The 22,406-nt window shown below is 72.2% G+C and carries 21 protein-coding genes; 9 read left to right on the plus strand and 12 right to left on the minus strand.

Annotated features, from left to right (window positions below; genetic code table 11):
• Nucleotides 1–31: 31 nt before the first annotated feature.
• Nucleotides 32–1,498 (minus strand): amino acid permease, encoded by a 1,467-nt coding sequence (locus tag ACFW47_RS14935; protein WP_386278167.1) that lies wholly within the window; start codon nt 1,496–1,498, stop codon nt 32–34.
• A gap of 267 nt (nt 1,499–1,765) precedes the next feature.
• On the opposite strand from ACFW47_RS14935, the gene ACFW47_RS14940 reads away from it, so the two are divergent.
• Nucleotides 1,766–2,488, plus strand: a complete 723-nt coding sequence (locus ACFW47_RS14940; protein ID WP_386278169.1) for a MerR family transcriptional regulator — start codon at nt 1,766–1,768, stop codon at nt 2,486–2,488.
• Nucleotides 2,489–2,515: 27 nt separating this feature from the next.
• Here ACFW47_RS14940 and ACFW47_RS14945 read toward each other — a convergent pair whose 3' ends face one another.
• Genes ACFW47_RS14945 through ACFW47_RS14955 form a run of 3 tightly spaced genes read right to left on the minus strand, consistent with a single transcriptional unit; the run spans nt 2,516 to nt 7,125 of the window.
• Nucleotides 2,516–4,696 (minus strand): 3-hydroxyacyl-CoA dehydrogenase NAD-binding domain-containing protein, encoded by a 2,181-nt coding sequence (locus ACFW47_RS14945; protein WP_386305977.1) that lies wholly within the window; start codon nt 4,694–4,696, stop codon nt 2,516–2,518.
• Between the two features lie 45 nt (nt 4,697–4,741).
• The gene (locus tag ACFW47_RS14950) at nt 4,742–5,956 is read right to left on the minus strand and encodes an acetyl-CoA C-acetyltransferase (protein WP_386305978.1); all 1,215 of its coding nucleotides are present in this window, start codon (nt 5,954–5,956) and stop codon (nt 4,742–4,744) included.
• 11 nt (nt 5,957–5,967) lie between these two features.
• Nucleotides 5,968–7,125, minus strand: coding sequence for a CaiB/BaiF CoA transferase family protein (locus ACFW47_RS14955; RefSeq protein WP_386278175.1), 1,158 nt, complete (start codon nt 7,123–7,125; stop codon nt 5,968–5,970).
• A gap of 204 nt (nt 7,126–7,329) precedes the next feature.
• Between ACFW47_RS14955 and ACFW47_RS14960 the strand changes: the two genes are divergently transcribed.
• Nucleotides 7,330–8,508: a saccharopine dehydrogenase family protein gene (locus ACFW47_RS14960; protein ID WP_386305979.1), complete on the plus strand. Its 1,179-nt coding sequence runs from the start codon at nt 7,330–7,332 to the stop codon at nt 8,506–8,508.
• Nucleotides 8,509–8,542: 34 nt separating this feature from the next.
• Here ACFW47_RS14960 and mmpA read toward each other — a convergent pair whose 3' ends face one another.
• Nucleotides 8,543–8,692 carry a morphogenic membrane protein MmpA gene (gene mmpA / locus ACFW47_RS14965; RefSeq protein WP_386278611.1) on the minus strand — a complete coding sequence of 50 codons (150 nt, stop codon included), beginning with the start codon at nt 8,690–8,692 and terminating at the stop codon, nt 8,543–8,545.
• A gap of 180 nt (nt 8,693–8,872) precedes the next feature.
• On the opposite strand from mmpA, the gene ACFW47_RS14970 reads away from it, so the two are divergent.
• Entirely contained in the window at nt 8,873–9,067 is a 195-nt protein-coding gene (locus ACFW47_RS14970) for a hypothetical protein (RefSeq protein WP_386278179.1), read from the plus strand.
• On the opposite strand, the gene ACFW47_RS14975 is transcribed toward ACFW47_RS14970, so the two are convergent.
• The gene (locus tag ACFW47_RS14975) at nt 9,055–9,756 is read right to left on the minus strand and encodes an endonuclease V (RefSeq protein WP_386305980.1); all 702 of its coding nucleotides are present in this window, start codon (nt 9,754–9,756) and stop codon (nt 9,055–9,057) included. The genes ACFW47_RS14970 and ACFW47_RS14975 overlap by 13 nt on opposite strands.
• 42 nt (nt 9,757–9,798) lie before the next feature.
• Between ACFW47_RS14975 and ACFW47_RS14980 the strand changes: the two genes are divergently transcribed.
• Complete coding sequence (locus ACFW47_RS14980) at nt 9,799–10,101, plus strand: YciI family protein (protein ID WP_386278183.1); 303 nt, start codon at nt 9,799–9,801, stop codon at nt 10,099–10,101.
• 3 nt (nt 10,102–10,104) lie between these two features.
• Here the strand turns inward: ACFW47_RS14980 and ACFW47_RS14985 are convergent, their stop codons facing one another.
• Nucleotides 10,105–10,434, minus strand: coding sequence for a plasmid stabilization protein (locus tag ACFW47_RS14985; protein ID WP_386305981.1), 330 nt, complete (start codon nt 10,432–10,434; stop codon nt 10,105–10,107).
• A gap of 71 nt (nt 10,435–10,505) precedes the next feature.
• Entirely contained in the window at nt 10,506–11,615 is a 1,110-nt protein-coding gene (locus ACFW47_RS14990) for a WD40/YVTN/BNR-like repeat-containing protein (protein WP_386305982.1), read from the minus strand.
• A gap of 262 nt (nt 11,616–11,877) precedes the next feature.
• On the opposite strand from ACFW47_RS14990, the gene ACFW47_RS14995 reads away from it, so the two are divergent.
• A complete protein-coding gene (locus ACFW47_RS14995) occupies nt 11,878–12,294 on the plus strand; it encodes an SsgA family sporulation/cell division regulator (RefSeq protein ID WP_386278188.1) in 417 nt (138 codons plus the stop codon).
• Between the two features lie 35 nt (nt 12,295–12,329).
• Here the strand turns inward: ACFW47_RS14995 and ACFW47_RS15000 are convergent, their stop codons facing one another.
• The gene (locus ACFW47_RS15000) at nt 12,330–13,007 is read right to left on the minus strand and encodes a GPP34 family phosphoprotein (protein WP_386278189.1); all 678 of its coding nucleotides are present in this window, start codon (nt 13,005–13,007) and stop codon (nt 12,330–12,332) included.
• A 328-nt stretch (nt 13,008–13,335) separates the two neighbouring features.
• Between ACFW47_RS15000 and ACFW47_RS15005 the strand changes: the two genes are divergently transcribed.
• The 4 genes from ACFW47_RS15005 to ACFW47_RS15020 all read left to right on the plus strand — a co-directional run bounded on the left by ACFW47_RS15005 (nt 13,336) and on the right by ACFW47_RS15020 (nt 19,299).
• Nucleotides 13,336–14,958: an ABC-F family ATP-binding cassette domain-containing protein gene (locus ACFW47_RS15005; protein WP_386305983.1), complete on the plus strand. Its 1,623-nt coding sequence runs from the start codon at nt 13,336–13,338 to the stop codon at nt 14,956–14,958.
• 10 nt (nt 14,959–14,968) lie between these two features.
• Nucleotides 14,969–17,227 (plus strand): ATP-binding cassette domain-containing protein, encoded by a 2,259-nt coding sequence (locus ACFW47_RS15010; RefSeq protein ID WP_386278193.1) that lies wholly within the window; start codon nt 14,969–14,971, stop codon nt 17,225–17,227.
• Between the two features lie 104 nt (nt 17,228–17,331).
• Nucleotides 17,332–18,108, plus strand: a complete 777-nt coding sequence (gene ddaH, locus ACFW47_RS15015) for a dimethylargininase (protein WP_386305984.1) — start codon at nt 17,332–17,334, stop codon at nt 18,106–18,108.
• A 216-nt stretch (nt 18,109–18,324) separates the two neighbouring features.
• Nucleotides 18,325–19,299 carry an acyl-ACP desaturase gene (locus tag ACFW47_RS15020; RefSeq protein WP_386278198.1) on the plus strand — a complete coding sequence of 325 codons (975 nt, stop codon included), beginning with the start codon at nt 18,325–18,327 and terminating at the stop codon, nt 19,297–19,299.
• Nucleotides 19,300–19,689: 390 nt separating this feature from the next.
• On the opposite strand, the gene ACFW47_RS15025 is transcribed toward ACFW47_RS15020, so the two are convergent.
• The 3 genes from ACFW47_RS15025 to ACFW47_RS15035 form a co-directional block, all read right to left on the minus strand.
• Complete coding sequence (locus ACFW47_RS15025) at nt 19,690–19,941, minus strand: WhiB family transcriptional regulator (protein WP_386278200.1); 252 nt, start codon at nt 19,939–19,941, stop codon at nt 19,690–19,692.
• Nucleotides 19,942–20,088: 147 nt separating this feature from the next.
• Complete coding sequence (locus ACFW47_RS15030; protein WP_386305985.1) at nt 20,089–21,138, minus strand: LacI family DNA-binding transcriptional regulator; 1,050 nt, start codon at nt 21,136–21,138, stop codon at nt 20,089–20,091.
• Between the two features lie 87 nt (nt 21,139–21,225).
• Entirely contained in the window at nt 21,226–22,230 is a 1,005-nt protein-coding gene (locus ACFW47_RS15035) for a multicopper oxidase domain-containing protein (RefSeq protein ID WP_386305986.1), read from the minus strand.
• Nucleotides 22,231–22,406: the final 176 nt, after the last annotated feature.

Below are 22,406 nucleotides of genomic sequence, written 5' to 3' on the forward strand. Positions count from 1 at the left end.
AGGGACCACCACTGACAGTGGCCCCGGGCCGTTACTTCCGCAGCGCCGACAGCTCCTGCTCGGCGTTGCGCGCCACGCGGCGCCGGACGCCGAACCAGCCGGCCACCAGCATCACCGCGATCACCGGCACCAGCAGCACGGTCTTGCGGCCGACCTCCTCGTCGTTCCACATCAGGCCGATGACCGCCAGCAGGAAGGCGATCGTGACGATCTCCGTGACGGGGCTGCCGGGCAGCCGGAAGCGCGGCCGTTCGACCAGTCCCGCACGCGCCCGGCGCACGAACACCAGGTGGCAGACCATGATGATCACCCAGGTGCTGATGATGCCCAGGGAAGCGACGTTCAGGACGATCTCGAAGGCCTTGTTCGGCACCAGGTAGTTCAGTCCGACACCGAGGACGCAGACCGCGCAGGTCAGCAGGATGCCGCCGTAGGGGACCTGGCTGCGGCTCATCACGCCGGTGAACCTGGGCGCGGAGCCCGCCATGGCCATGGAGCGCAGGATGCGGCCGGTGGAGTACAGGCCGGAGTTCAGTGACGACATCGCGGCGGTGAGGACGACGAGGTTCATCACGTCACCGGCGGCCGGTACACCGATCCCCGACAGCACGGTGACGAAGGGGCTCTCGTCGCCCGAGTAGAGCGAGCTCGGCAGCAGCAGGGCCAGGAGGACGACCGAGCCGACGTAGAACAGGGCGACCCGCCACATGATCGAGTTCACCGCGCGGGGCACGATCCTGTGCGGTTCGGCGGTCTCGCCGGCGGCGACGCCGACCAGCTCCAGGGCGGCGTAGGAGAAGATCACGCCCTGCATGACGAGGACCACGGGCATCACGCCGTGCGGGAGGATGCCGCCGTGGTCGGTGATCATGCCCAGACCCGGGGTCTGCCCGGCCACCTCGTGCTGGGTGGCGAGCAGGAAGATGCCGATCAGCATGAAGGCGACGAGGGTGGCGACCTTGACGATCGCGAACCAGAACTCCATCTCGCCGAAGATCTTCACGGAGATGAGGTTCACCGCCAGGACCACCGCGAGGGCGATCAGGGCGAGCACCCATTGGGGGATGCTCGTGAACATGCTCCAGTAGTGCGTGTACAGCGCGATCGCCGTGATGTCGGCGATCCCGGTCGTCGACCAGTTCAGGAAGTACATCCAGCCGGCGACGTAGGCGCCCTTCTCGCCGAGGAACTCGCGCGCGTACGACACGAACGATCCGGACGAGGGCCGGTAGAGCACCAGCTCACCCAGCGCCTTGACGACGAAGAAGGCGAAGACGCCGGCCACGAGGTAGGCGATCGCGAGCGCCGGTCCGGCGTCGCGCAGGCGCCCGCCGGCACCGAGGAAGAGGCCGGTGCCGATCGCGCCGCCGATGGCGATCATGTTGACGTGGCGGGCCTTGAGGTCCTTGCTGTAGCCGGCGTCGCCCGCGTCCGCGGGTCGTTCGGCCGCCTGTGGGTGGGCAGCGGCCTGTGCCGTGGCGACGGCGTCCTTGCTCACGGGTGGTTCCAGTCTCTGGTGCGCCCGGGCGGGATGAGCCCAGGTCGTCCGTACAGTGCCAAGGCCCGCACCACCCCCGCGGCACAGACCAACGCAGCACCTTCCCACAACGCTGCGTGACATGCGGTGGCTCATGTCACACAGCGTGACTTCTCACATGATCCACCGACGGTCTCCACCTGTCGCACCGGTGGTGCACAGGTGTGGTGCACAGCAGTGGTGCACAGGTGGTGTCACAGCAATGGTGAGACAGCGATACTGCTGCACATGACGACGAGCGACACCGAGGCGGCCGACACCGGGGAGCAGACCCTCACGATCGACGAGCTGGCCGGGCGGGCCGGCGTCACGGTGCGCACGGTCCGCTTCTACGGCACCAAGGGGCTGCTGCCGCCGCCGGTGATCGGCCCGCGCCGGGTGGGGCGCTACGGCGGGGAGCACCTGGCCCGGCTGGCGCTGATCGAGGAGTTGCAGCACCAGGGCATGACGCTGGCCGCGATCGAGCGGTACCTGAAGCAGCTGCCGCCGGACCTGAGCGCGCACGACCTGGCGCTGCACCGCGCGGTGGTGGCCTCCTGGGCGCCGGAGACGGTGGAGCGGGTCACCCGCGAGGAGCTGGGCAGGCGGGCGGGCCGGCCGCTGACCGACGAGGAGGTGGACCGGCTCGGCGCGATGGACGTCGTGGCGCCCGACGGCGACGGCTACCGCCTCGACGCCGGGCTGCTCCGGCTCGGCGTCGAGCTGCTCGACGTGCCCTTCTCCCCCGAGACGGTCCTCGCCGCCCGCACGGCCCTCCTCGAGCACTCCCGCGCCGCCGCGCGGGACCTGTCGCGCCTGCTGCGCGACGCGGTCGCCGAACGCGACACGCGGGACGTGCGGTCCCTGTCCGCCCACATGCACCCGCTCGTGGTGCAGGCGCTGCTGACCACGTTCCAGCGGTCACTGCGCGAGGAGCTGCGGGAGTGGCTCGACAAGGAGGCCGGTGAATGATCCGGCCTCCTCAGCTGAACGGGCGGCTCAGCGGCCGTCGGTGAAGACCTCCCCCTTCTCCGCCTTCTCCACGAGCAGCGCGGGCGGCGTGAAGCGCTCGCCGTAGCGGTCGGCCAGTTCCCGGGCGCGGGCGACGAAGCCGGGCAGGCCGCCCTCGTAGCCGTTGATGTACTGGAGTACGCCGCCGGTCCAGCCGGGGAAGCCGATGCCGAGGATCGAGCCGATGTTGGCGTCGGCGACGGAGGTCAGGACGCCCTCCTCCAGGAGCTTGACGGTATCGAGCGCCTCCGAGAAGAGCATGCGCTCCTGCATGTCCCGGAAGGGGATCTCGTGGCCCGGCTTCGTGAAGTGCTCGCGCAGACCCGGCCACAGACCGGCGCGCTTGCCGTCCTCACCGTACTCGTAGAAGCCGGCGCCGCCGCTGCGGCCGGGGCGCTGGAACTCGTCGACCATGCGGTCGATGACGGCCTCGGCGGGGTGTGCGGTCCAGGTGCCGCCGGACTCCTCCACGGCCCGCTTCGTCTCGCCCCGGATCTTGCGGGGCAGGGTGAGGGTCAGTTCGTCCATGAGGGACAGGACCTTGGCCGGGTAACCGGCCTGGGCCGCGGCCTGTTCGACGGAGGCGGGCTCGATGCCCTCGCCGACCATCGCGACGCCCTCGTTGATGAAGTGACCGATGACCCGGGAGGTGAAGAAACCCCGCGAGTCGTTGACCACGATCGGCGTCTTGCTGATCTGCCGGACCAGGTCGAAGGCCCGGGCCAGCGCCTCGTCCCCGGTCCGCTCCCCCCTGATGATCTCCACCAGCGGCATCTTGTCGACCGGTGAGAAGAAGTGCAGCCCGATGAAGTCGGCCTGCCGCTCGACACCCTCGGCCAGCGCGGTGATGGGCAGCGTCGAGGTGTTGGAACACAGCAGCGCGTCCGGCGCGACGACGTCCTGGATCTCCTGGAACACCTTGTGTTTGAGCGAGGTGTCCTCGAAGACCGCCTCGATGACCGCGTCACAGCCCGCCAGGTCGGCCGCCTCCGCGGTCGGCGTGATCCGCGCGAGCAGCGCGTCGGCCTTCTCCTGGGTCGTACGGCCCTTGGCCACGGCCTTGGCGCACAGCTTCTCCGAGTAGCCCTTGCCCTTGAGAGCCGACTCCAGGGCCACGTCCTTCAGGACGACCTCGATGCCCGCGCGGGCACACGAATACGCGATACCCGCGCCCATCATCCCGGCGCCCAGGACAGCCACCTTGGTGACCTTGCGGGCCTCGATGCCCTGGGGCCGGTTGGCGCCGGAGTTGACGGCCTGGAGGTCGAAGAAGAACGCCTGGATCATGTTCTTCGAGGTCTGACCGGCGGCCAGCTCGACGAAGTAGCGGGCCTCGATGACCTGGGCGGTCTCGAAGTCGACCTGGGAGCCCTCGACGGCGGCGGCCATGATGTTGCGCGGCGCCGGGTAGGGGGCGCCGTTCGTCTGCTTGCGCAGGTTGGCCGGGAAGGCGGGCAGGTTGGCCGCGAACTTCGGGTGGGACGGGGTGCCGCCGGGGATGCGGTAGCCGGGCCTGTCCCAGGGCTGGGCGGACTCGGGGTTGGCGTCGATGAAGGCGCGGGCCTTGGCGAGCATGTCCTCGCGGCTGTCGGCGACCTCGTCGACCAGGCCGTTCTCCTGGGCGCGGCGCGGGTTGTACTGGGTGCCCTGGAGGAGCACCTTGAGGAGCGCGTCGGTGATGCCGAGCATCCGGACGGTGCGGACGACGCCGCCGCCCCCGGGGAGCAGGCCGAGGGTGACCTCGGGGCAGCCGATCTTGGAGCCGGGCGCGTCCAGGGCGACGCGGTGGTGGCAGGCGAGGGCGATCTCGTAGCCGCCGCCGAGGGCCGCGCCGTTCATGGCGGCGACGACGGGCTTGCCGAGGGTCTCGATGCGGCGCAGGTTCCGCTTGATCGCCATGCCGCCGTCGAAGAGGTCCTGCGCGGTCTCGGGGGTGACGCGGATCAGGTCGCGCAGGTCGCCGCCGGCGAAGAAGGTCTTCTTGGCGGAGGTGAGGATGACGCCCCGGATGTCGTCCTTCTCGGCCTCCAGGCGGTCGGTGATCACCGCGAGGGATTCACGGAACGCGGCGTTCATGGTGTTGGCGGACTGGTCGGGGTCGTCGAGGACGAGGGTGACGATCCCGGTGTCGTCCTGCTCCCAGCGGATGGTGGTGGACTCGGTGCTCATGCGGGTGTGCTCCAGGTGATCCGTCGTGGTCCGTCGGGAGGGGGTTCAGACGCGCTCGAGGATGGTGGCGATGCCCATACCGCCGCCCACGCACAGGGTGGCGAGGCCGTACCGCTTGCCCTGGCGCTCCAGCTCGTCCACGAGCGTGCCCAGGATCATCGCGCCGGTGGCACCGAGGGGATGGCCGAGCGCGATCGCGCCGCCGTTGACGTTGACCTTCTCCAGGGACAGGCCCATGTCCTTCACGAAGCGCAGGACGACCGCCGCGAACGCCTCGTTGATCTCGACCAGGTCGATGTCGTCGATGGTCAGCCCGGCCTTGGCGAGCGCCTTTCGGGTGGCCGGGGCGGGCCCGGTGAGCATGATGGTGGGCTCGGAACCGGAGACGGCGGCGGCGACGATCCGGGCGCGGGGACGCAGCCCGTAGCGGTCACCGACCTCCTTGGATCCGATGGCGACCAGGGAGGCGCCGTCCACGATGCCCGAGGAGTTGCCCGCGTGGTGGACGTGGTCGATCCTCTCGACCCAGTGGTACTTCTGCAGCGCCACCGCGTCGAACCCGCCGAGTTCACCGATGTCGGCGAAGGACGGCTTGAGCTTCGCCAGGGAGTCGGCGGTCGTACCGGGCCGCAGGTGCTCGTCGTGGTCGAGGACGGTGAGGCCGGCGCGGTCCTTCACGGGCACCACGGACCGCTCGAAGCGGTTCTCCTTCCAGGCGGTGGCCGCGCGCTCCTGGGAGAGGGCCGCGTACTCGTCGACGTCGCGGCGGGAGAAGCCCTCGATGGTGGCGATCAGGTCGGCGCCGATGCCCTGCGGCACGAAGTTGGTGGCGAGGTTGGTCATCGGGTCGTTGAACCAGGCGCCGCCGTCCGAGGCCATGGGCACCCTGGACATGGACTCGACGCCGCCCGCGAGGACCAGGTCCTCCCAGCCCGAGCGGACCTTCGCGGCGGCCAGGTTGACCGCCTCCAGACCCGAGGCACAGAAGCGGTTCTCCTGCACGCCCGCCACCGTGTCCGGCAGCCCGGCCGCGATCGCCGCGATGCGGGCGATGTCCGAACCCTGGTCACCGACCGGCCCGACGACACCGAGCACGATGTCGTCGACCGCGGCGGGGTCCAGGTCCGGGAAACGCGCGCGGATCTCGTGGATCAGGCCGACGACCAGGTCGACGGGCTTCGTGCCGTGCAAGGCGCCGTTCGCCTTGCCGCGTCCGCGCGGGGTGCGGATCGCGTCGTACACGTACGCTTCGGTACTCACTGGCAGGCCTTTCACTGAGGGTTTCCGGATGAGGTGGCGAGCCGGGGGACGTCCCAGTCGCGGGCCACCGCCTCGGTGTCGGCGCCCGGCAGGGCGGGCCCGGTGCGGACGGTGGTGGGAGTCGCGGAGAAGCGGGGCGCGGGGGCGGGCTGGGTGGTGCCGCCGTGGTCGGTGAAGGTGGCCCGCGCGGCGAGGTGCGGATGGTGCGGGGCCTCGCGCAGCGTCAGGACGGGGGCCACGCAGGCGTCGGAGTCCGTGAACACGGCCGTCCACTCGTCGCGGGTACGGGACTTGAAGCGGGCGGCCACGGCCTCGCGCAGTTCGGTCCAGCGGGCCATGTCGTCGCGGGCCGGGGCCTGGTCGGGGATGCCGAGGAGCTCCATGAACTCGGTGTAGAACCGCTGCTCCAGGGCGCCGACCGCCATGTACCGGCCGTCGGCGGTCTCGTAGGTGCCGTAGAAGGGGCAGCCGCCGTCGAGGAGGTTGGTGCCGCGCCGGTCCTGCCAGGTGCCGGCGGACAGCATGCCGTGGATCATCGAGGTGAGATGGGCGGTGCCGTCCACGATGGCGGCGTCCACGACCTGCCCGGTGCCGCTCCCGCGGGCGTGGTGCAGAGCGGCGAGTACGCCGACGACCAGGTAGAGGGAGCCGCCCGCGTAGTCGCCGAGGAGGTTGGCCGGGACGGCCGGCGGCGCGCCGGCGGCACCGATCATGCCGAGGGCGCCGGTGAGCGCGATGTACCCGATGTCGTGTCCGGCGCGCTGGGCGAGCGGGCCGTCCTGGCCCCAGCCGGTCATGCGGCCGTAGACGAGGCGCGGGTTGCGGGCGTGGCAGTCCCCGGGGCCGACCCCGAGCCGTTCGGCGACGCCGGGGCGGTAGCCCTCGATCAGCACGTCGGCGCGTTCGGCCAGGTCTAGGACCCGGGCGGGGCCGTCGGCCGCCTTCAGGTCGACGACCACGGACCGTTTGTTGCGGTTGGTCACGTCGTGCGCGGGGTCGATCGCGAGGCCGGGGCCGCCGGGACGGTCCACGCGGACCACGTCGGCGCCCAGGTCGGCCAGGAGCATGGCGGCGAAGGGTCCGGGTCCGATGCCGGCCAGCTCGACCACGCGCACACCGGCGAGCGGGCCCTCGCCCGGTGTCCGCCCCGCCGTCCCTGCCTGCGACATGGAGCCCCCAGCTCTGTGACACAACTGATGTAACACCAGTGATGCTAAGAACGTGTCCCACTGGGCACAAGACCCGAGCGAGCAAGCGCTTAGCCAATTATGGGGCGCCCCTCTTCGGGCCGGCGGTCCTCACGCTAGCCTCGGCCACCGGCAACGGCGCGCGTTGCGGGTCCAGGGGTTGCCGAAGGGTGACGAAGGGGTGTCATGAGCGGGCAGAACAAGGCCGACCGGCCGTACGACATCGTGCTCTTCGGAGCGACGGGTTTCGTCGGCGAGCTCACCGCGCGCTATCTCGCCGCGCACGCGCCCGAGGGGTTGCGCTGGGCGGTCGCCGGCCGCGACGAGGAGAAACTGCGCCGGCTGCGGGACCGGCTGCCCGGCGCGCCGGACGTCGGGGTGCTGCGCGCCGACGTGTCCGAACCGGCCTCGGTGCGTGAACTCGCCGGGCACGCGCGCGTGGTGGCCACTACGGTGGGCCCGTACGTCCGCTACGGCGACGCGCTCGCCGGTGCCTGCGCGGAGGCGGGCACGGACTACCTCGACCTCACCGGTGAGCCCGAGTTCGTGGACCTGACGTACGTCCGTCATGACGCACGCGCGCGGGAGACCGGCGCGCGGCTGGTGCACGCCTGCGGTTTCGACTCCGTGCCGCACGACCTCGGCGTGTACTTCACCGTGCGGCAGCTGCCCGAGGGCGTACCGCTGACCGTGGACGGCTACGTGAGCGTCGACGCCGCCTTCTCCGGCGGTACGTTCGCCTCGGCGCTGGGCCAGTTCGCACGCGGCCGCCAGCTGCGGGCCGCCGCGCTGGAACGCCGGCGGCACGAGCCCCGGCTGGTGGGCCGCCGCGCGGTGACGCCGACGGGCGCGCCCCGGTTCGCCGGGGAGGTGGGCGCCTGGGCGTTGCCGCTGCCGACCGTCGACGCGCAGATCGTGCGCCGCTCCGCGAAGGCCCTGGACCGCTACGGCCCCGACTTCCGCTACCGCCACTACGCGGCCGTGCGGCGGCTGCCCGTCGCGGTGGGCGGCGTGGCGGCGGTGGCCGCGCTGGTGACGGCGGCGCAGGTGCCGCCCGCGCGGCGGTGGCTGTCCGCCCGGCTGGAGCCGGGCAACGGTCCGAGCGCCGAGAAGCGGGCGAAGAGCTGGTTCTCGGTCCGCTTCGTGGGCGAGGGTGGCGGCCGGAAGGTGTTCACCGAGGTCGCGGGCGGTGACCCCGGGTACGACGAGACGGCGAAGATGTTCGCCGAGGCGGCGCTCTCCCTCGCCCTCGACGACCTGCCCCCGACATCGGGGCAGGTCACGACGGCCGTGGCGATGGGCGACGCCCTGACCGAGCGTCTGCGGGCCGCGGGCCTCCGCTTCCGGGTGGCGGCGACCCGCTGACGCGCTTGTCCTCAAGGGCCTCCGCGGCGGGCGTCTACCCCGACCAACCGACGATCGTGTAGATCATTCCGCCGGCCCATGCCAGTCCCGCACCCACGGCGAGCACCAGCCCGGCGACCACCGCCCGCTCGCTGCGCGGTGCGGGCCGGCGGGCGGACTGCTCGGGTGTGCGGTGCGTCGTCATGCCGTCCAGCCTGCCGCCACCGGCGGGACGGGACATCCGTACGGATACTCAGCCCGCGGCTGAGCACCGGCGGGCGATGACCGTCACCCCGATTTGAGACTTCGTCCGCCGTCGGGCGCCCGCACCTGTGAGCGAGCGCGGTGAAGTCCCAAGAAGGAGTTCAATGAAACCCTTGAAGGTATGAAGTTCCTTCTCGAAGTCACCATGGACGAGGGCGCGCTCGCCGAGGACCCCGCGGGCGAGCTGCAGCGGATCCTGCGGTACTGGGGCGGCAACCTGAAGCACTACGGACTGCGGCCCGGCGACGGGGCCGAGATCCACGACTCGGCCTACCGGGAGGTGGGCCGCTGGAGCGTCGAGGGTCAGGCCGGGTAGGTGGCCGCCCGCAGGGCCTCGCGGCACAGGGCGTCGGCCCTGCGGGTGGTCTCCGGCAGCCGGTAGGCCGGGGCCAGCGCCAGGGTGTGGGCGCAGGCGTTGTCCAGGCTCACCCGGTGGCCGACGGAGACGAAGACCGGCTTGACGCCGTCACGCGTGCGCACGGCCCGTCCGACCTCCTCGGAGCCGTCGAGCAGCGGCGACGTGCTCCCGCGCGGTGCGTCCGGTTCGTCGTGGGTGAAGGTGAACGGGTTCTTGGCGACGCCGATGGCGGGCAGGCCGGTGAGCACCCCGAGGTGGCTGGCGAGGCCGAAGCGGCGCGGGTGGGCCAGGCCGTAGCCGTCGCAGACGACCAGACCGGGCGGGCAGGGCAGCGCGTCCAGGGCGGCGAGGACGGTGGGGATCTCGCGGAAGGCGAGCAGACCGGGCACGTACGGGAAGGAGATCCGCCCGACGGCCGTGGTCTCGGCGACGACGCGGAGAGTCGCGGCGTCGAGGACGACGGCAGCCGCGGCGACGACGTCGCGCTGGTCGTCGTAGGCGACGTCCACACCGGTCACCCGGCCCATGCCGGGCGGCGGCCCCGGTTCGTCGAGCGCCGCGCGGGCCCGCAGTTCGTCCTGGACGGCACGGGCCCGCTCCTCGGTCGTGGGCCAGTCGGCGGGGGTCTGCGCGGTCACGGTCCTCATGGTGGCCGCAAGCCTACGGGACCCCGGAGTACGCTCCCGGTCATGTTCGTACTGGAGCTGTCCTACACCGCCCCGCTGGATGCCGTCGACGCCGTGCTGGAGGAGCACGTGGCGTGGCTCGACGAGTTGTACGCGCGGGGGGTGGTCCTGGCGTCCGGGCGCAAGGAACCCCGCGACGGCGGGGTGATCATCGCCGTCGCGGAGGACCGTGCGCGGGTCGAGGAGATCGCGGCGGGCGACCCCTTCGTCAGGGCGGGCGTGTGCGCCTACCGCGTCACCGAGTTCGTCGCCACGAAGACGGCGCCGGCGCTGGAGCCGTACCGGGAGACGCTCGGCCAGGGGTAGGGCTCACCTGCCGAGCGCGCGCTGCAGCTCACTCTTGTTCATGTTCGAACGGCCGCTGATGTCGCGGCGCTTGGCCTCCTGGTACAGCTGGTCCTTGGTCTGCCCCTGCGGACCCTGGCGGTTGCCGGACCGCTGGCCGCCCCGCTTGCTCGGCGCCTTGTCCCGCGTGGACGTGCGGCTGGCGGTCTTGGACTCGCCGGACTGCGCGCGCTCCTTGTTCACCGTCCGGGCCGCGATCTCCTTGGCGCGCTTGGTGCTCGCGCCACGGTCCTCGGCGCTGTCCTTGATGTGCTCGTACTGCCGCTCCCGCTTGGGGCCGGAACCGCTCGGCATGTCCGCTCACTCCTCTCACGTTCGGTGAACGGGTACCCACGTTACGGACGAACACCCCGCCCCGCGCGGTGTCAGCGCTCCAGCCGGGCGACCCGCCCCTGCTCACCGGCCGCCCAGCAACCCAGGTCGGTGGTGCAGTCCACGGTGTCGTACGAGCCGGTGTCGACCGTCCGCCAGGTGCGGCCGCCGTCCGTGGTGAGGTCCGTGCCGGTGGGCCCGACCGCGAGGGCCGCGGTCCGGCTGTGGGGGAGCCAGGCGACGCCGGAACGGTAGGCGTCGGGCGAGCGGCCGGCGGACCGCCAGGTGCCGCCGCCGTCGGCGGTCCGTGCCGCCGCCCTCGGGGAGGTCTGGCCGGGGCGGAAGTCGCCGCCGACCGCGAGCCCGTGGACGCGGTCGCGGAAGGCGAGGGCGAAGACGCCCCGGGCCGGGTCGCCGGCCGGGACCGGGGCGTCGGCCGTCGTCCAGGTGAGTCCGCGGTCGGCGGAGTGCAGCACGCGGGCGCGTGCCGCGCCGCCGGTGGCCAGCCAGACGTCCTTCGGCCCCGCTGCGACCAGGCACTGGCCACTGGCCGCGAATCCGGCCTCGCCGTTCTGCGCGGCCGGCATGCCCCGGCTGGGCAGCACCTTCCAGGAGCGTCCGCCGTCGCTGGTCGACAGGATGCGGAACTTCCCGTCCACCGGGTCGCTCATGGCGAGGCCGTGCCGGCGGTCGAAGAAGGTGAGGCAGTCGTAGAAGGCCCGGGGGTCGGTGTTGCGGAAGGCCTCGGTCCAGGTGGCCCCGCCGTCGTCGGTGCGGTAGACGCGGGACGCCTCCCCCTCGCCGATGGCCAGCACCACGGCCCGGCGGGCGTCGAACGCCTCGACGTCGCGGAACTCCAGCCCGCCCGCGCCCGGTGGCGACACGTTCCGCCAGGTGTCGCCGCCGTCGGTGGTCCGCAGGACGGTGCCCCGGCTGCCGGCCACCCAGGCGGTGTGCCGGCTGACCGCCGCGAGGCCGCGGAAACGGACGTCGGACGCCCCGGCGTCCCCGGTATCCTTCAGCTCCCAGTGCGGCCGCTGGTGCGCCTGCGCGGGGGCCGCGGCCGTCAGCGCGGCGAGGGCGGCCGCGGACACCGCCCCCGCGATCACCGCCCGTCCCGTGCGCCTGCCGCCCCTGCCGGTGGACCGTACCGTGCGTCGCATGCTCCCCAAGCGCCTCATGGCGGGCGAAGCTAGCCCACCGCTCCGGCGCCGTCCAGGGGGCCGGCGACGGCACGCGCGGCCGCGCACGAGTGGCCCAAGTGCCTTGCGTGGCGCGCGAGGAGAGTCACGTCACTCCCGTGCATGAACGCGGTGACAGAGGTCACTCGCTCGTCGTGTGCACGGATTGGCTGATTCCGTCGTCTCTTCCAGTGCCCGGCCCAACCACCCCCCGCCCGTCCAGCCGTCACGAGGGAGCAAGGCGTTGTCCACCGTCATCGAACAGCCGGTCGAGGCGCGTCTCGTCGCCGCCGCGCCGCGTATGCCGAGCATTCCCGCCACGCTGCGCTACGACCGCAGCGACCCGTTCGCCGTCCGCATGACCTTCCCGGCCCCGGCCACCCTCGAAGGCGTGGAGGTGTGCTGGACGTTCTCCCGCGAGCTGCTCATCTCGGGCATGCGGGAGCCGGACGGCCACGGCGACGTGCGGGTGCGGCCGTACGGGTACGACCGCACCGTGCTGGAGTTCCACGCGCCCGAGGGCACCGCCGTGATCCACGTCCGCTCGGGCGAGCTGCGCCGGTTCCTGCAGGCCACCGGCGAGCTGGTGCCGGTCGGGCTGGAGCACCTCCAGCTGGACCTGGACCACGAGCTGGCCGAGCTGATGCGCGGCACCTGCTGAGACAGAGGCCCAGGGGGCCGCCCTCCCGGAGCACCTCAGCCGCCGCCCGACGACGTCACGGCGGCGTCCCCCGTCTCCGCGCGCAACGCGCCCCGCACCTCGAGCAGGATCGCGCGCAGGCCGGGCGCCGACGCCGTGCCGCGTTCGGTCAGTTCCGCGATCCGGGCCTCCCGGCCCGCGCGGGTCGCGGCGGGTCCGAGGGTGCGCGGTTCCGCGGCCGCCGCCAGTACGGCCACGACCGCGTCCCGCTCGCACACCTCACCGGCCGGCACCGCCCCCTCCAGGACGGACCGCGTCCGCGCGCTCAGCGTCCGCGCCGCCGCGGCGCGTGCCGGGACGTACTCCACCGACGGGAAGACGCCGAGGACCCGCTTCTTCTCGGCGCGCAGATACCCTTCGGCCACCAGCTGCTCCCGGGCGGCGTCGAAGGTGACCCGGGCGTACCGCCGCACCCAGGTCCGCCACCTGTGCGGCAGGGACTCGCGGACGAGTTCGAGCAGCCCGTCCAGGACGGCGTCCCCGGAGCGGGAGTCGAGGTCGACGGGGGTGGCGATGCCTGCGTCGTCGGTGAGCAGACCTCGTCGTGCCAGCTCGGTCAGCGCGCCCGCGCGCACGAGGTGGTGGACCCGGGCGGTGTCGGTGGCGCCGGGCCGCGTGGGGTCCCAGGCCAGCAGGCAGAGCCGGGCCGGCAGGGAGAGCGAGCCGTCGGGCACGGGGCCTCCTAGGGGCGTGGGACCGGATTCGCCAAAAGGCGTTGACAGTCGGACCGGTCCCTCTTACTGTGTACGACGCTTCTGTTGCCGCCGATTGGAGAAGGACGTTGCTCGTCTGAGGTCCTGAGACACCGCGTCACATGTCAACGCATGCCACATGTGTACGCCGCGTGCGACCTCGGCGTTCGAGCCGTCCTTGCGGAGCAGGGCTTTTTTCGTGCCCCAGCACTCCCCGGGATCCTCCTTCCTCGCCCGACGGCGGTCGCCTCCTCCCGGTGTCTCGATACGCGTTTGCCCCTGACGGCTTCAAGCAACCGCGGAGACCCGTATGTCTGTTTCGATCACCTGCACGTCCCTCTCCTTCGCCTGGCCCGACGGCACCCCCGTCTTCGAGGGACTGGACGCCTCCTTCGGTACCGGCCGCACCGGGCTCGTCGGCGTCAACGGGTCGGGAAAGTCCACCCTGTTGAAGCTGATCGCCGGTCGGCTCACCCCGGCCGAGGGCACTGTCCGCCTGGCCGGCGAGGTCGGTTACCTGCCGCAGAACGTCACGCTCGACACCGCGCTGCGGGTCGACGAGGCGCTCGGCATCGCCGCGCGGCGCGCCGCACTGCACGCCATCGAGGCCGGTGACGTGGCCGAGGAGCACTTCGAGACGGTCGGCGACGACTGGGACGTCGAGGAGCGCGCCCTCGCCACACTCGGCGAACTCGGACTGGCCCACGTGGGTCTCGACCGCACCGTCGGCGAGGTGTCGGGCGGCGAGTCGGTGCTGCTGCGGCTGGCCGCGCTGCTGCTGCGCCGGCCCGATGTCCTGCTCCTGGACGAACCGACCAACAACCTCGACCTGTACGCGCGCCGGCGACTGTACGCGGCCGTCGAATCCTGGCCCGGCGTCATGGTCGTGGTCAGCCACGACCGGGAGCTGCTGGACCTGGTCGACCAGATCGCCAACCTGCGTTCCGGGCGGATCACCTGGTACGGCGGGAACTTCTCGGCGTACGAGGAAGCGCTGGCCGTCGAGCAGGAGGCGGCCGAGCGGATGGTGCGCGTCGCCGAGTCCGACCTGCGCAAACAGAAGCGCGAGCTGACCGAGGCCCAGGTGAAGCTGGCCCGCCGCAAGCGGTACGGGCAGAAGATGTGGGACCAGAAGCGCGAGCCGAAGATCGTCATGGGGGCACGCAAGCGCGCGGCACAGGAGTCCGCGGGCAAGCACCGCATCATGCACGAGGAGAAGCTCGCCGAGGCCAGGGAGCGGCTCGACGACGCGGTCGAGGCCGTGCGGGACGACGACGAGATCCGCGTCGACCTGCCGTACACGGCCGTGCCGCCGGGCCGGTCCGTGCTCACCCTGAGGGACCTGGAGCTGCGGTACGGGGCCCGAGTGGGCGGGCTGGACCTGCACGGGCCGGAGCGGATCGCGCTGATCGGCCGCAACGGCGCGGGCAAGTCCACGCTGCTGCGGACCGTAGCCGGCGAGCTGGAGCCGGTGGCGGGCGAGGCGACGGCGCACGTGCCGCTGCGGTTCCTGCCGCAGCGCCTCGACGTCCTCGACGGCGAGCTGACCGTCGCCGAGAACGTGGCCCGGTTCGCGCCGGGCGCCACCAACAACCGGATCCGGGCGCGGCTGGCGCGCTTCCTGTTCCGGGGCGCCCGTGCCGACCAGCGGGCGCAGACGCTGTCCGGCGGCGAGCGCTTCCGGGCGACGCTGGCCGCACTGATGCTGGCGGAGCCCGCCCCGCAGCTGCTGATGCTGGACGAGCCGACGAACAACCTGGACATGGCGAGCGTCCGGCAGCTCACCACGGCGCTGGAGTCGTACGAGGGGGCGCTGATCGTGGCCAGCCACGACATGCCGTTCCTGGAGTCGATCGGCATCACCCGGTGGCTGCTGCTGGAGGAGGGAGAACTTCGGGCAATCACGCCAGAGGCTGTCGGGTATCCCGCCTAGCGTCGCCCGCATGAGCGAGTTCATCACGATCACCGGAGCCAGGGAGAACAACCTCCAGGACGTCACCCTCCGCATCCCGAAGGGCCGGCTGACCGTGTTCACCGGCGTCTCGGGTTCGGGGAAGTCGTCGGTCGTGTTCGACACGATCGCGGTCGAGTCGCAGCGCCAGCTGAACGAGACGTTCACCTGGTTCGTGCGCAACCGGCTGCCCAAGTACGAGCGCCCCCACGCGGACGCCCTGGAGGACCTCTCCCCCGCGATCGTCGTCGACCAGCGGCCGGTCGGCGGCCACTCGCGCTCCACCGTCGGCACCATGACCGACATCCACTCGGCCCTGCGCGTGCTGTTCTCCCGGCACGGCACGCCCAGTGCCGGGGCGGCGACGGCGTACTCGTTCAACGACCCGTCGGGCATGTGCCCGGGCTGCGACGGGCTGGGCCGCACGGTGCGCCCCGACTGGGACCGCATCCTCGACCCGGCCCGGTCGCTGGCCGACGGGGCGGTCCGCTTCCCGCCGTTCGCCGCGGGGACCTGGCAGGGGCAGGCGTACACCAACAGCGACGAACTGGACCCGGACAAGCCCGTCGGCGACTTCACCGACGAGGAGCGGGCGTTCCTGATGCGCGGCCGGCCCGGCAGCAAGGTCACCGTGAACGGCACGGGCGGCACCTGGACCACCGAGTACGAAGGGCTCGCCGACCGCTTCGAGCGGCTCTACCTGAAGCGGGACCTGTCGGCGATGAGCGAGAAGACCCGGAACCTGGTGCGGGAGTTCCTGGTCGAGGGCGACTGCCCCGACTGCGGGGGCGCCCGGCTGAACGCGGCGGCGCTCGCGTCCCGGATCGACGGGCACTCCATCGCCGACTGCTCCCGCATGCAGGTCACCGACCTCATCGCCGTACTGCGGCGGATCGACGACCCGGTGGCCCGGCCGGTCGCCGGGGCCGCCGTCGCCGCGCTGGAGCGGATCGAGGCGATCGGCCTCGGCTACCTCAGCCTCGACCGGGAGACCGCCTCCCTCTCCGGCGGCGAGGGGCAGCGGCTGAAGACCGTGCGGCACCTGGGCTCCAGCCTGACCGGGATGACGTACATCTTCGACGAACCCAGCGTCGGGCTGCACCCGCGCGACGTCGGGCGCCTCGGCGACCTGCTGCTGCGCCTGCGCGACAAGGGCAACACCGTGCTGGTCGTCGAGCACGACCCGGACGTCGTCGCGCTGGCGGACCACGTGGTCGACATGGGCCCGCGGGCGGGCGCCGGCGGCGGCCGGGTGGTGTTCGAGGGGACGCCGGCCGAGCTGGCCGCGGCGGACACGCTCACCGGCCGCTGTCTCGGACGCCGTACGACGGTGAAGGCGGAGTCGCGGACGCCGACCGGTGAGCTGTGGGTGAAGGGCGCCGACCGGCACAACCTGCGGGACGTGACGGTGGCCTTCCCGACCGGTGTGCTGACGGCGGTCACGGGGGTCGCCGGGTCGGGCAAGAGCACGCTGGTCGCGGAACTGGTCGCCGGACATCCGGACACGGTGGTCGTCGACCAGTCGTCGATCGGAGTCTCGGCGCGCTCCACTCCGGCGACGTACCTCGGGATCATGGACACGGTGCGGAGGATCTTCGCGCGGGAGACGGGCGCCGAGGCGGGCTGCTTCAGCTTCAACTCGGCGGGCGCGTGCGGCACCTGCGAGGGGCGCGGGATCATCTACACCGACCTGGCCTTCATGGACCCGGTGACGACCGTCTGCGGCGACTGCGAGGGCCGGCGCTTCCGGGAGGAGGTGCTGCGGCTGACCGTCGCCGGCAGCTCCATCGCCGACGTGCTCGGGATGACCGCCGAGCAGGCCCTGGACTTCTTCACGGACACCGGCGTACGGCGGCGGCTGCGCGCCCTGCACGACGTCGGCCTCACCTACCTCACGCTCGGACAGCCGCTGTCCACCCTCTCGGGCGGCGAGCGGCAGCGGATCAAGCTCGCGACCCGCCTGCACCGCACCGGCGCGGTGTACGTCCTGGACGAACCGACGACGGGGCTGCACATGTCGGACGTCGAGGGGCTGCTCGCCCTGCTGGACCGGCTGGTCGACGCCGGCAACACGGTCGTGGTCGTCGAGCACAACCTGGACGTGGTCGCGCACGCCGACCACGTGATCGACCTCGGCCCGGACGGGGGCCGCCGCGGCGGCCGGGTGCTCTTCGAGGGCACCCCGCGCGAGCTGCTCACCGCCCCGGACTCCAGCACGGCGGAGCACCTCAGGAGGGCCACGGGGCACTGACGGGGTTTCGTCCGCGCGGGCCGCCCTGCATGATGGCCAACCGGCGCCGCGACACCGGCGCCGGAGCCAGCCAGCGCCGATTCGGAGACCCCGGAGAACCCCTCGTGCCCAGCAAGAAGGCCCTCGTCCGCCGCCCGAGCCCCCGCCTCGCCGAGGGGCTGGTCACCCACGTCGAACGCGAGCGGGTCGATCACGGCCTCGCCGTCGAACAGTGGGAGGCGTACGTCGAGGCGCTGCGCGCGCACGGCTGGGAGACGCTGGAGGTGGATCCGGCCGACGACTGCCCGGACTCGGTCTTCGTCGAGGACACCGTCGTCATGTACCGGAACGTCGCCCTGATCACGCGGCCCGGCGCAGAGTCGCGGCGGGCGGAGATCCCGGGTGTCGAGGAGGCCGTGGCGCGGCTGGGCTGCTCGGTCAACTGGGTCTGGGAGCCGGGCACACTCGACGGCGGCGACGTCCTGAAGATCGGCGACACGATCTACGTCGGGCGCGGCGGGCGCACCAACGCGGCCGGTGTCCAGCAGCTGCGGGCGGCGTTCGAGCCGTTGGGCGCCCGGGTGGTCGCCGTGCCGGTGAGCCGGGTGCTGCACCTGAAGTCCGCGGTGACCGCGCTGCCGGACGGGTCGGTGATCGGGCACATCCCGCTGACGGACGTGCCGTCGCTGTTCCCCCGGTACCTGCCGGTGCCGGAGGAGTCCGGGGCGCACGTGGTGCTGCTCGGGGGCGGGAAGCTGCTGATGGCGGCGAGCGCGCCGAAGACGGCGGAGCTGCTCGCCGACCTCGGCCACGAGCCGGTGGTGGTGGACATCGGCGAGTTCGAGAAGCTCGAAGGCTGTGTGACGTGTCTCTCGGTCCGGCTGCGGGAGCTGTACGCCTGAGAGACGGGCAGGCCACCCGTTCGGCCCCGGGACCTGCGGGTCTCGGGGTCTTCGCACGCCCTGCTGAACGGGTGCTGATCAGCGGCCTTTACGGTGTGTTTAACCTACGCCCTCGTAACCTACGGTTTCGTAGCCTACGATCCCGTAGGTTCAGTTCGCCGGCCCGCTCGCCGGTTGCTTTCCGCTCTGTCTGTCGCACGTCCCCTGGAGTTATTCGTGACGATCGTCTCCCCGCACCTCGGCAGTTCCGCCGAATGGACCGACGCCCGGCTGCTGTACGCGCTGGAGGAAGTGGTCGAGAAGGAACTGAACCGGCATCTGCAGGTCGCCAAGGACTGGATGCCGCACGAGTACGTGCCGTGGACCGACGGCCGGAACTTCCCGGGCCTCTTCGAGGACGGCGAGGCCTGGGAGAAGGACCAGTCCAAGGTCACCGAGATCGGGCGGATCGCCCTCGTGGTGAACCTCCTGACGGAGGACAACCTCCCCAGCTATCACCACGAGATCGCGAGCCTCTTCGGCCGCGACGGTGCCTGGGGCACCTGGGTGCACCGCTGGACCGCCGAGGAGGGCCGCCACGGCATCGTCATGCGCGACTACCTGCTCACCTCCCGGGCCGTCGACCCGGACAAGCTGGAGCAGTTCCGCATGGCCCACATGAGCGAGGGCTTCGAGTCGGACAACCGGCACTCGATGCTGCACTCGGTGGCGTACGTCGCCTTCCAGGAGCTGGCCACCCGCATCTCGCACCGCAACACCGGTCACCAGTCCGGCGACCCGGTCTGCGACCGCATGCTGGCCCGCATCGCGACCGACGAGAACCTGCACATGGTCTTCTACCGGAACCTGCTCAAGGCCGCCTTCGAGCTCGCGCCCGACCTCACGATGCAGGCGGTGCGGGACGTGGTCGTCAACTTCCGGATGCCCGGACACGGCATCCCGGGGTTCGAGCGGGCCGCCGCGCAGATGGCGATCGGCGAGGTCTACAACCTGCGCATCCACCACGACGACGTGATCCAGCCCGTGCTGCGCTTCCTGAAGGTCATGGAGATCGACGGGCTGGGCCCGGAGGGGCAGCAGGCCCAGGAGGAGCTGGGGCTGTTCATGGGCGGCCTGGACTCGGAGGCCGCCAAGTTCGACGAGAAGCTGGCGGCGCGCAAGGCCCGGATGGCGGCCCGGGCGGCCGGCTGACACCACATCCCCGCCGAGGCGGTGCGCCCCGGCGCGGGACCGGCGGGCGCTAGGCGGCCTCGGCTCAAGGCGGGCCAGAGGCAGCCTCGGTACCGGGCGGGACGGGTGGGGCGCTCCGGCGCGTGCTCGCCGGGCGCACCACGGCCCGGCGCCGGACAGCCGGGCGCAAGACGGGCGAACCCGAGCCGGCCTCGATGCCGGGCGGCAGGGCGCGAGGCCGGCCCGCGAGGGAGCGATCCGGTGGCAGACGGCTCCGCTCACGACCGCGGGCCCGACACGCCTCCGTACCAGGCGGACGAGCGCAGAGGCACCGGCGCGAGACGTCGGCCCACGGCAGCGGGTGCGGGGCGGCCTCGGTGTCGGGTGGGCGGGTTGCCCGGCGTGGTGGGGTCAGAGGGTGGGTGCGGTGCGGCGCAGGGCCAGCCGCTCCTTCTCCGACAGTCCGCCCCACACCCCGAAGCGCTCGTCGTTGCTCAGCGCGTACTCCAGGCAGGCCGTGCGGATCGGGCACAGGGCGCAGATCCGCTTCGCGTCCCGTACGGAGCTGCCGGGCTCGGGGAAGAAGAAGTCGCCCCCGGTCTGTGCGCACAACGCCTCCTCCTGCCAGGCGAGGTCGGGCGTCGCGATGGTTTCGATGTGCATGGCAGGAGCGTGCCGGGCGGCGAAAAACGTTCGATCAACGCGGGATCAACACCGCGCCGTGGGCCCCCGGCCGCCCCGATGATCCCCCGCCCGGCTCCAGGGTGCACGGCGGCGCGCGGAAGCGCGTGGCCGTGCGTCCACACCGCCTCACGCGCTCGCGCGGCGGATCAGGGTGGTCGGCAGCACGACTCCCGACGGTGTGACCGCCGGGGACGGCTCGGTGGTCCCGGCGCCCGGGTCCCGGTCCAGGCCGCGCAGCAGCAGGCGGGCCATCAGCCGCCCCATCCCCTCGATGTCCTGACGGACCGTGGTCAGCGGCGGGTCGGTCTCCTCGGCGACCGGCAGCATGTCGTCGAAGCCGGCCACGGCCACGTCGTCCGGCACCCGCCGCCCGCGCTCGCGCAGCACCCTCAGGGCGCCCGCCGCGGTGAGGTCGTTGGCGGCGAACACGGCGTCCAGGTCGGGACGGCGGTCCAGCAGTTCCCGCATCGCCCGCTCTCCGCCGCCCGAGGTGAAGTCCCCGCGCGCGACCAGCCCCTCGCCGGCGTCCGCCCGCACGTCGCGGAAGCCGGCCAGCCGGTCGGCCGCGGAGGTCTGGTCGAGCGGACCGGTGATGTGCGCGATGCGGGTGCGGCCGAGGCCGGCGAGGTGGCGCACTGCGTCGCGGGCGCCGCCGCGGTTGTCGCTGTCGACGTAGACCACGTCGTCCCGCCCGTCGTCCCAGCCGGGGCGCCCGCCGAACACGGTCGGCACACCGGCGCCGCGGACGAGGCCGGGCAGCGGGTCGTCGAGGTGCAGGGAGAAGACCAGCGCGCCGTCGACATGGCCGCCGGCCAGGTAGCGGCCGACGCGGGCGTGGTCCTCGCGGCCCTCGGTGAGCAGCAGCACCAGCTGGCTGTCGTGGGCGGTCAGCTCCTTGCTGATGCCGCGCAGCTGCTGGGCGAAGTACGGGTCGGCGAAGACCCGGGTCTCCGGCTCGGCGGCGACCACGGCGACGGCGTCGTGACGTCTGGTCACGAGGGAGCGGGCGGCCTGGTTGGGCACGTACCCCAGCTCCTCCACCGCGCGCCGGACCCGCTCGGCCAGCGCCTCCCGCACCCCGTGCGCCCCGTTGACCACCCGGGAGACGGTGGCCCGCGAGACCCCGGCCCGCTCGGCCACGGCCTCCAGCGTGGGACGTGGCGCTGTGTCGGTCACTTCTGGGCTCCTCGTCGGTGGCTGCGGCCAGGATAGCCGCAGCCACCGGACGGGAGAGAGCGCTCTCGTCACCGTCCACCGGACCCGTCAGTGCTGGTGCGCGGGCGCCTCCGCGGTCTGTTCGCCGCCGTGCGCGTGCTCGTGCGGGTCGTAGCCCGGGATCGTCCCGTCCGGCTTCTTCACCAGGAACAGCCCCACCATCCCCATGTCGGAGTGGCTCTGCACGTGGCAGTGGTACATCCACGCCCCGGCGCCCACCCCCTCCCCCGCGATGATCTGGAAGCCGAAGGAGTCGGCGGGGCCGGTGATCTTGTTGTCGATGACCCGGCTCGGGTCGTCGGGGCCGGTGAGCATGCCGGTGCGGTTGTCGGCCCAGCGGTGACCGTGCATGTGGAAGGTGTGGTAGTACTCGCCGTGCGTGATCATGACGATCTCGACGCGGTCGCCCACGGTGGCCTCGAAGTCGGGTCCGGTGTGCGGGTCGCGGTTGTTGATGAGCATGTCGTTGAAGACGATCGTGTGCGTCGCGTCCGGCAGCACGTCGCCCTTGCGGCGCACGATCACCGGTCCGTACAGGCCCTTGCGGATGCCTCCCGTGCCGTGCTCGGTGCCGACGACGTGGTCGTGGTAGTGCCAGTAGCCCGCGCTGCCCGCCCGCCAGGTGCCGTCCGCGCGGCGGCCCGGCTTGTGGGTGCGCCAGGTGTAGGTGCGGGTGCCGCCGGGCTCGACGTCGCTCTTGTTCATGGCGGTGCCGTCGCTGGAGATCTCGTAGTCCAGGCCGTGGACGTGCAGGCTGGCGCGCACGTCCATCGTGTTCGTGAACTCGATGTGCAGCGTGTCGCCCTCGTTGAGTTCGATCAGCGGTCCGGGGACGGACGCCTTGCCCTTCTCCAGGCCGTAGCCCATCTGGCCGTCGGGCAGCTTCTCGGCGTACATCTTGATGTGTCTCACCTCGCCGCCGGCCGGTGCCGTCGGCGCCGTGCCCCCCTTGCCCTCGCCGGCCGCGCCCGCGGTCTCCGGAGCAATGGACAACGATGTCGCGACGGCCGCGCCGCCCAGCAGTACCCGTCGGTTGAAGCCTCGCCTGTCCATGCCGAACTCCCCACGCTGAGACGGAATTTGCGGAGACCTAGCCAATGGATCGCCCTGATTGGCTGTGATGAACCTGTGGGACGGTACCGGTTGCCGACCGGTTTATCCACACTCAGGACAAAGTTCGTTGGATCCCGGTCATACCTATTGGCGAACCGCGCAAAGAGGTCTAGCTT

The sequence above is a fragment of the Streptomyces sp. NPDC058796 genome (assembly GCF_042745235.1).
Classification (GTDB): domain Bacteria; phylum Actinomycetota; class Actinomycetes; order Streptomycetales; family Streptomycetaceae; genus Streptomyces.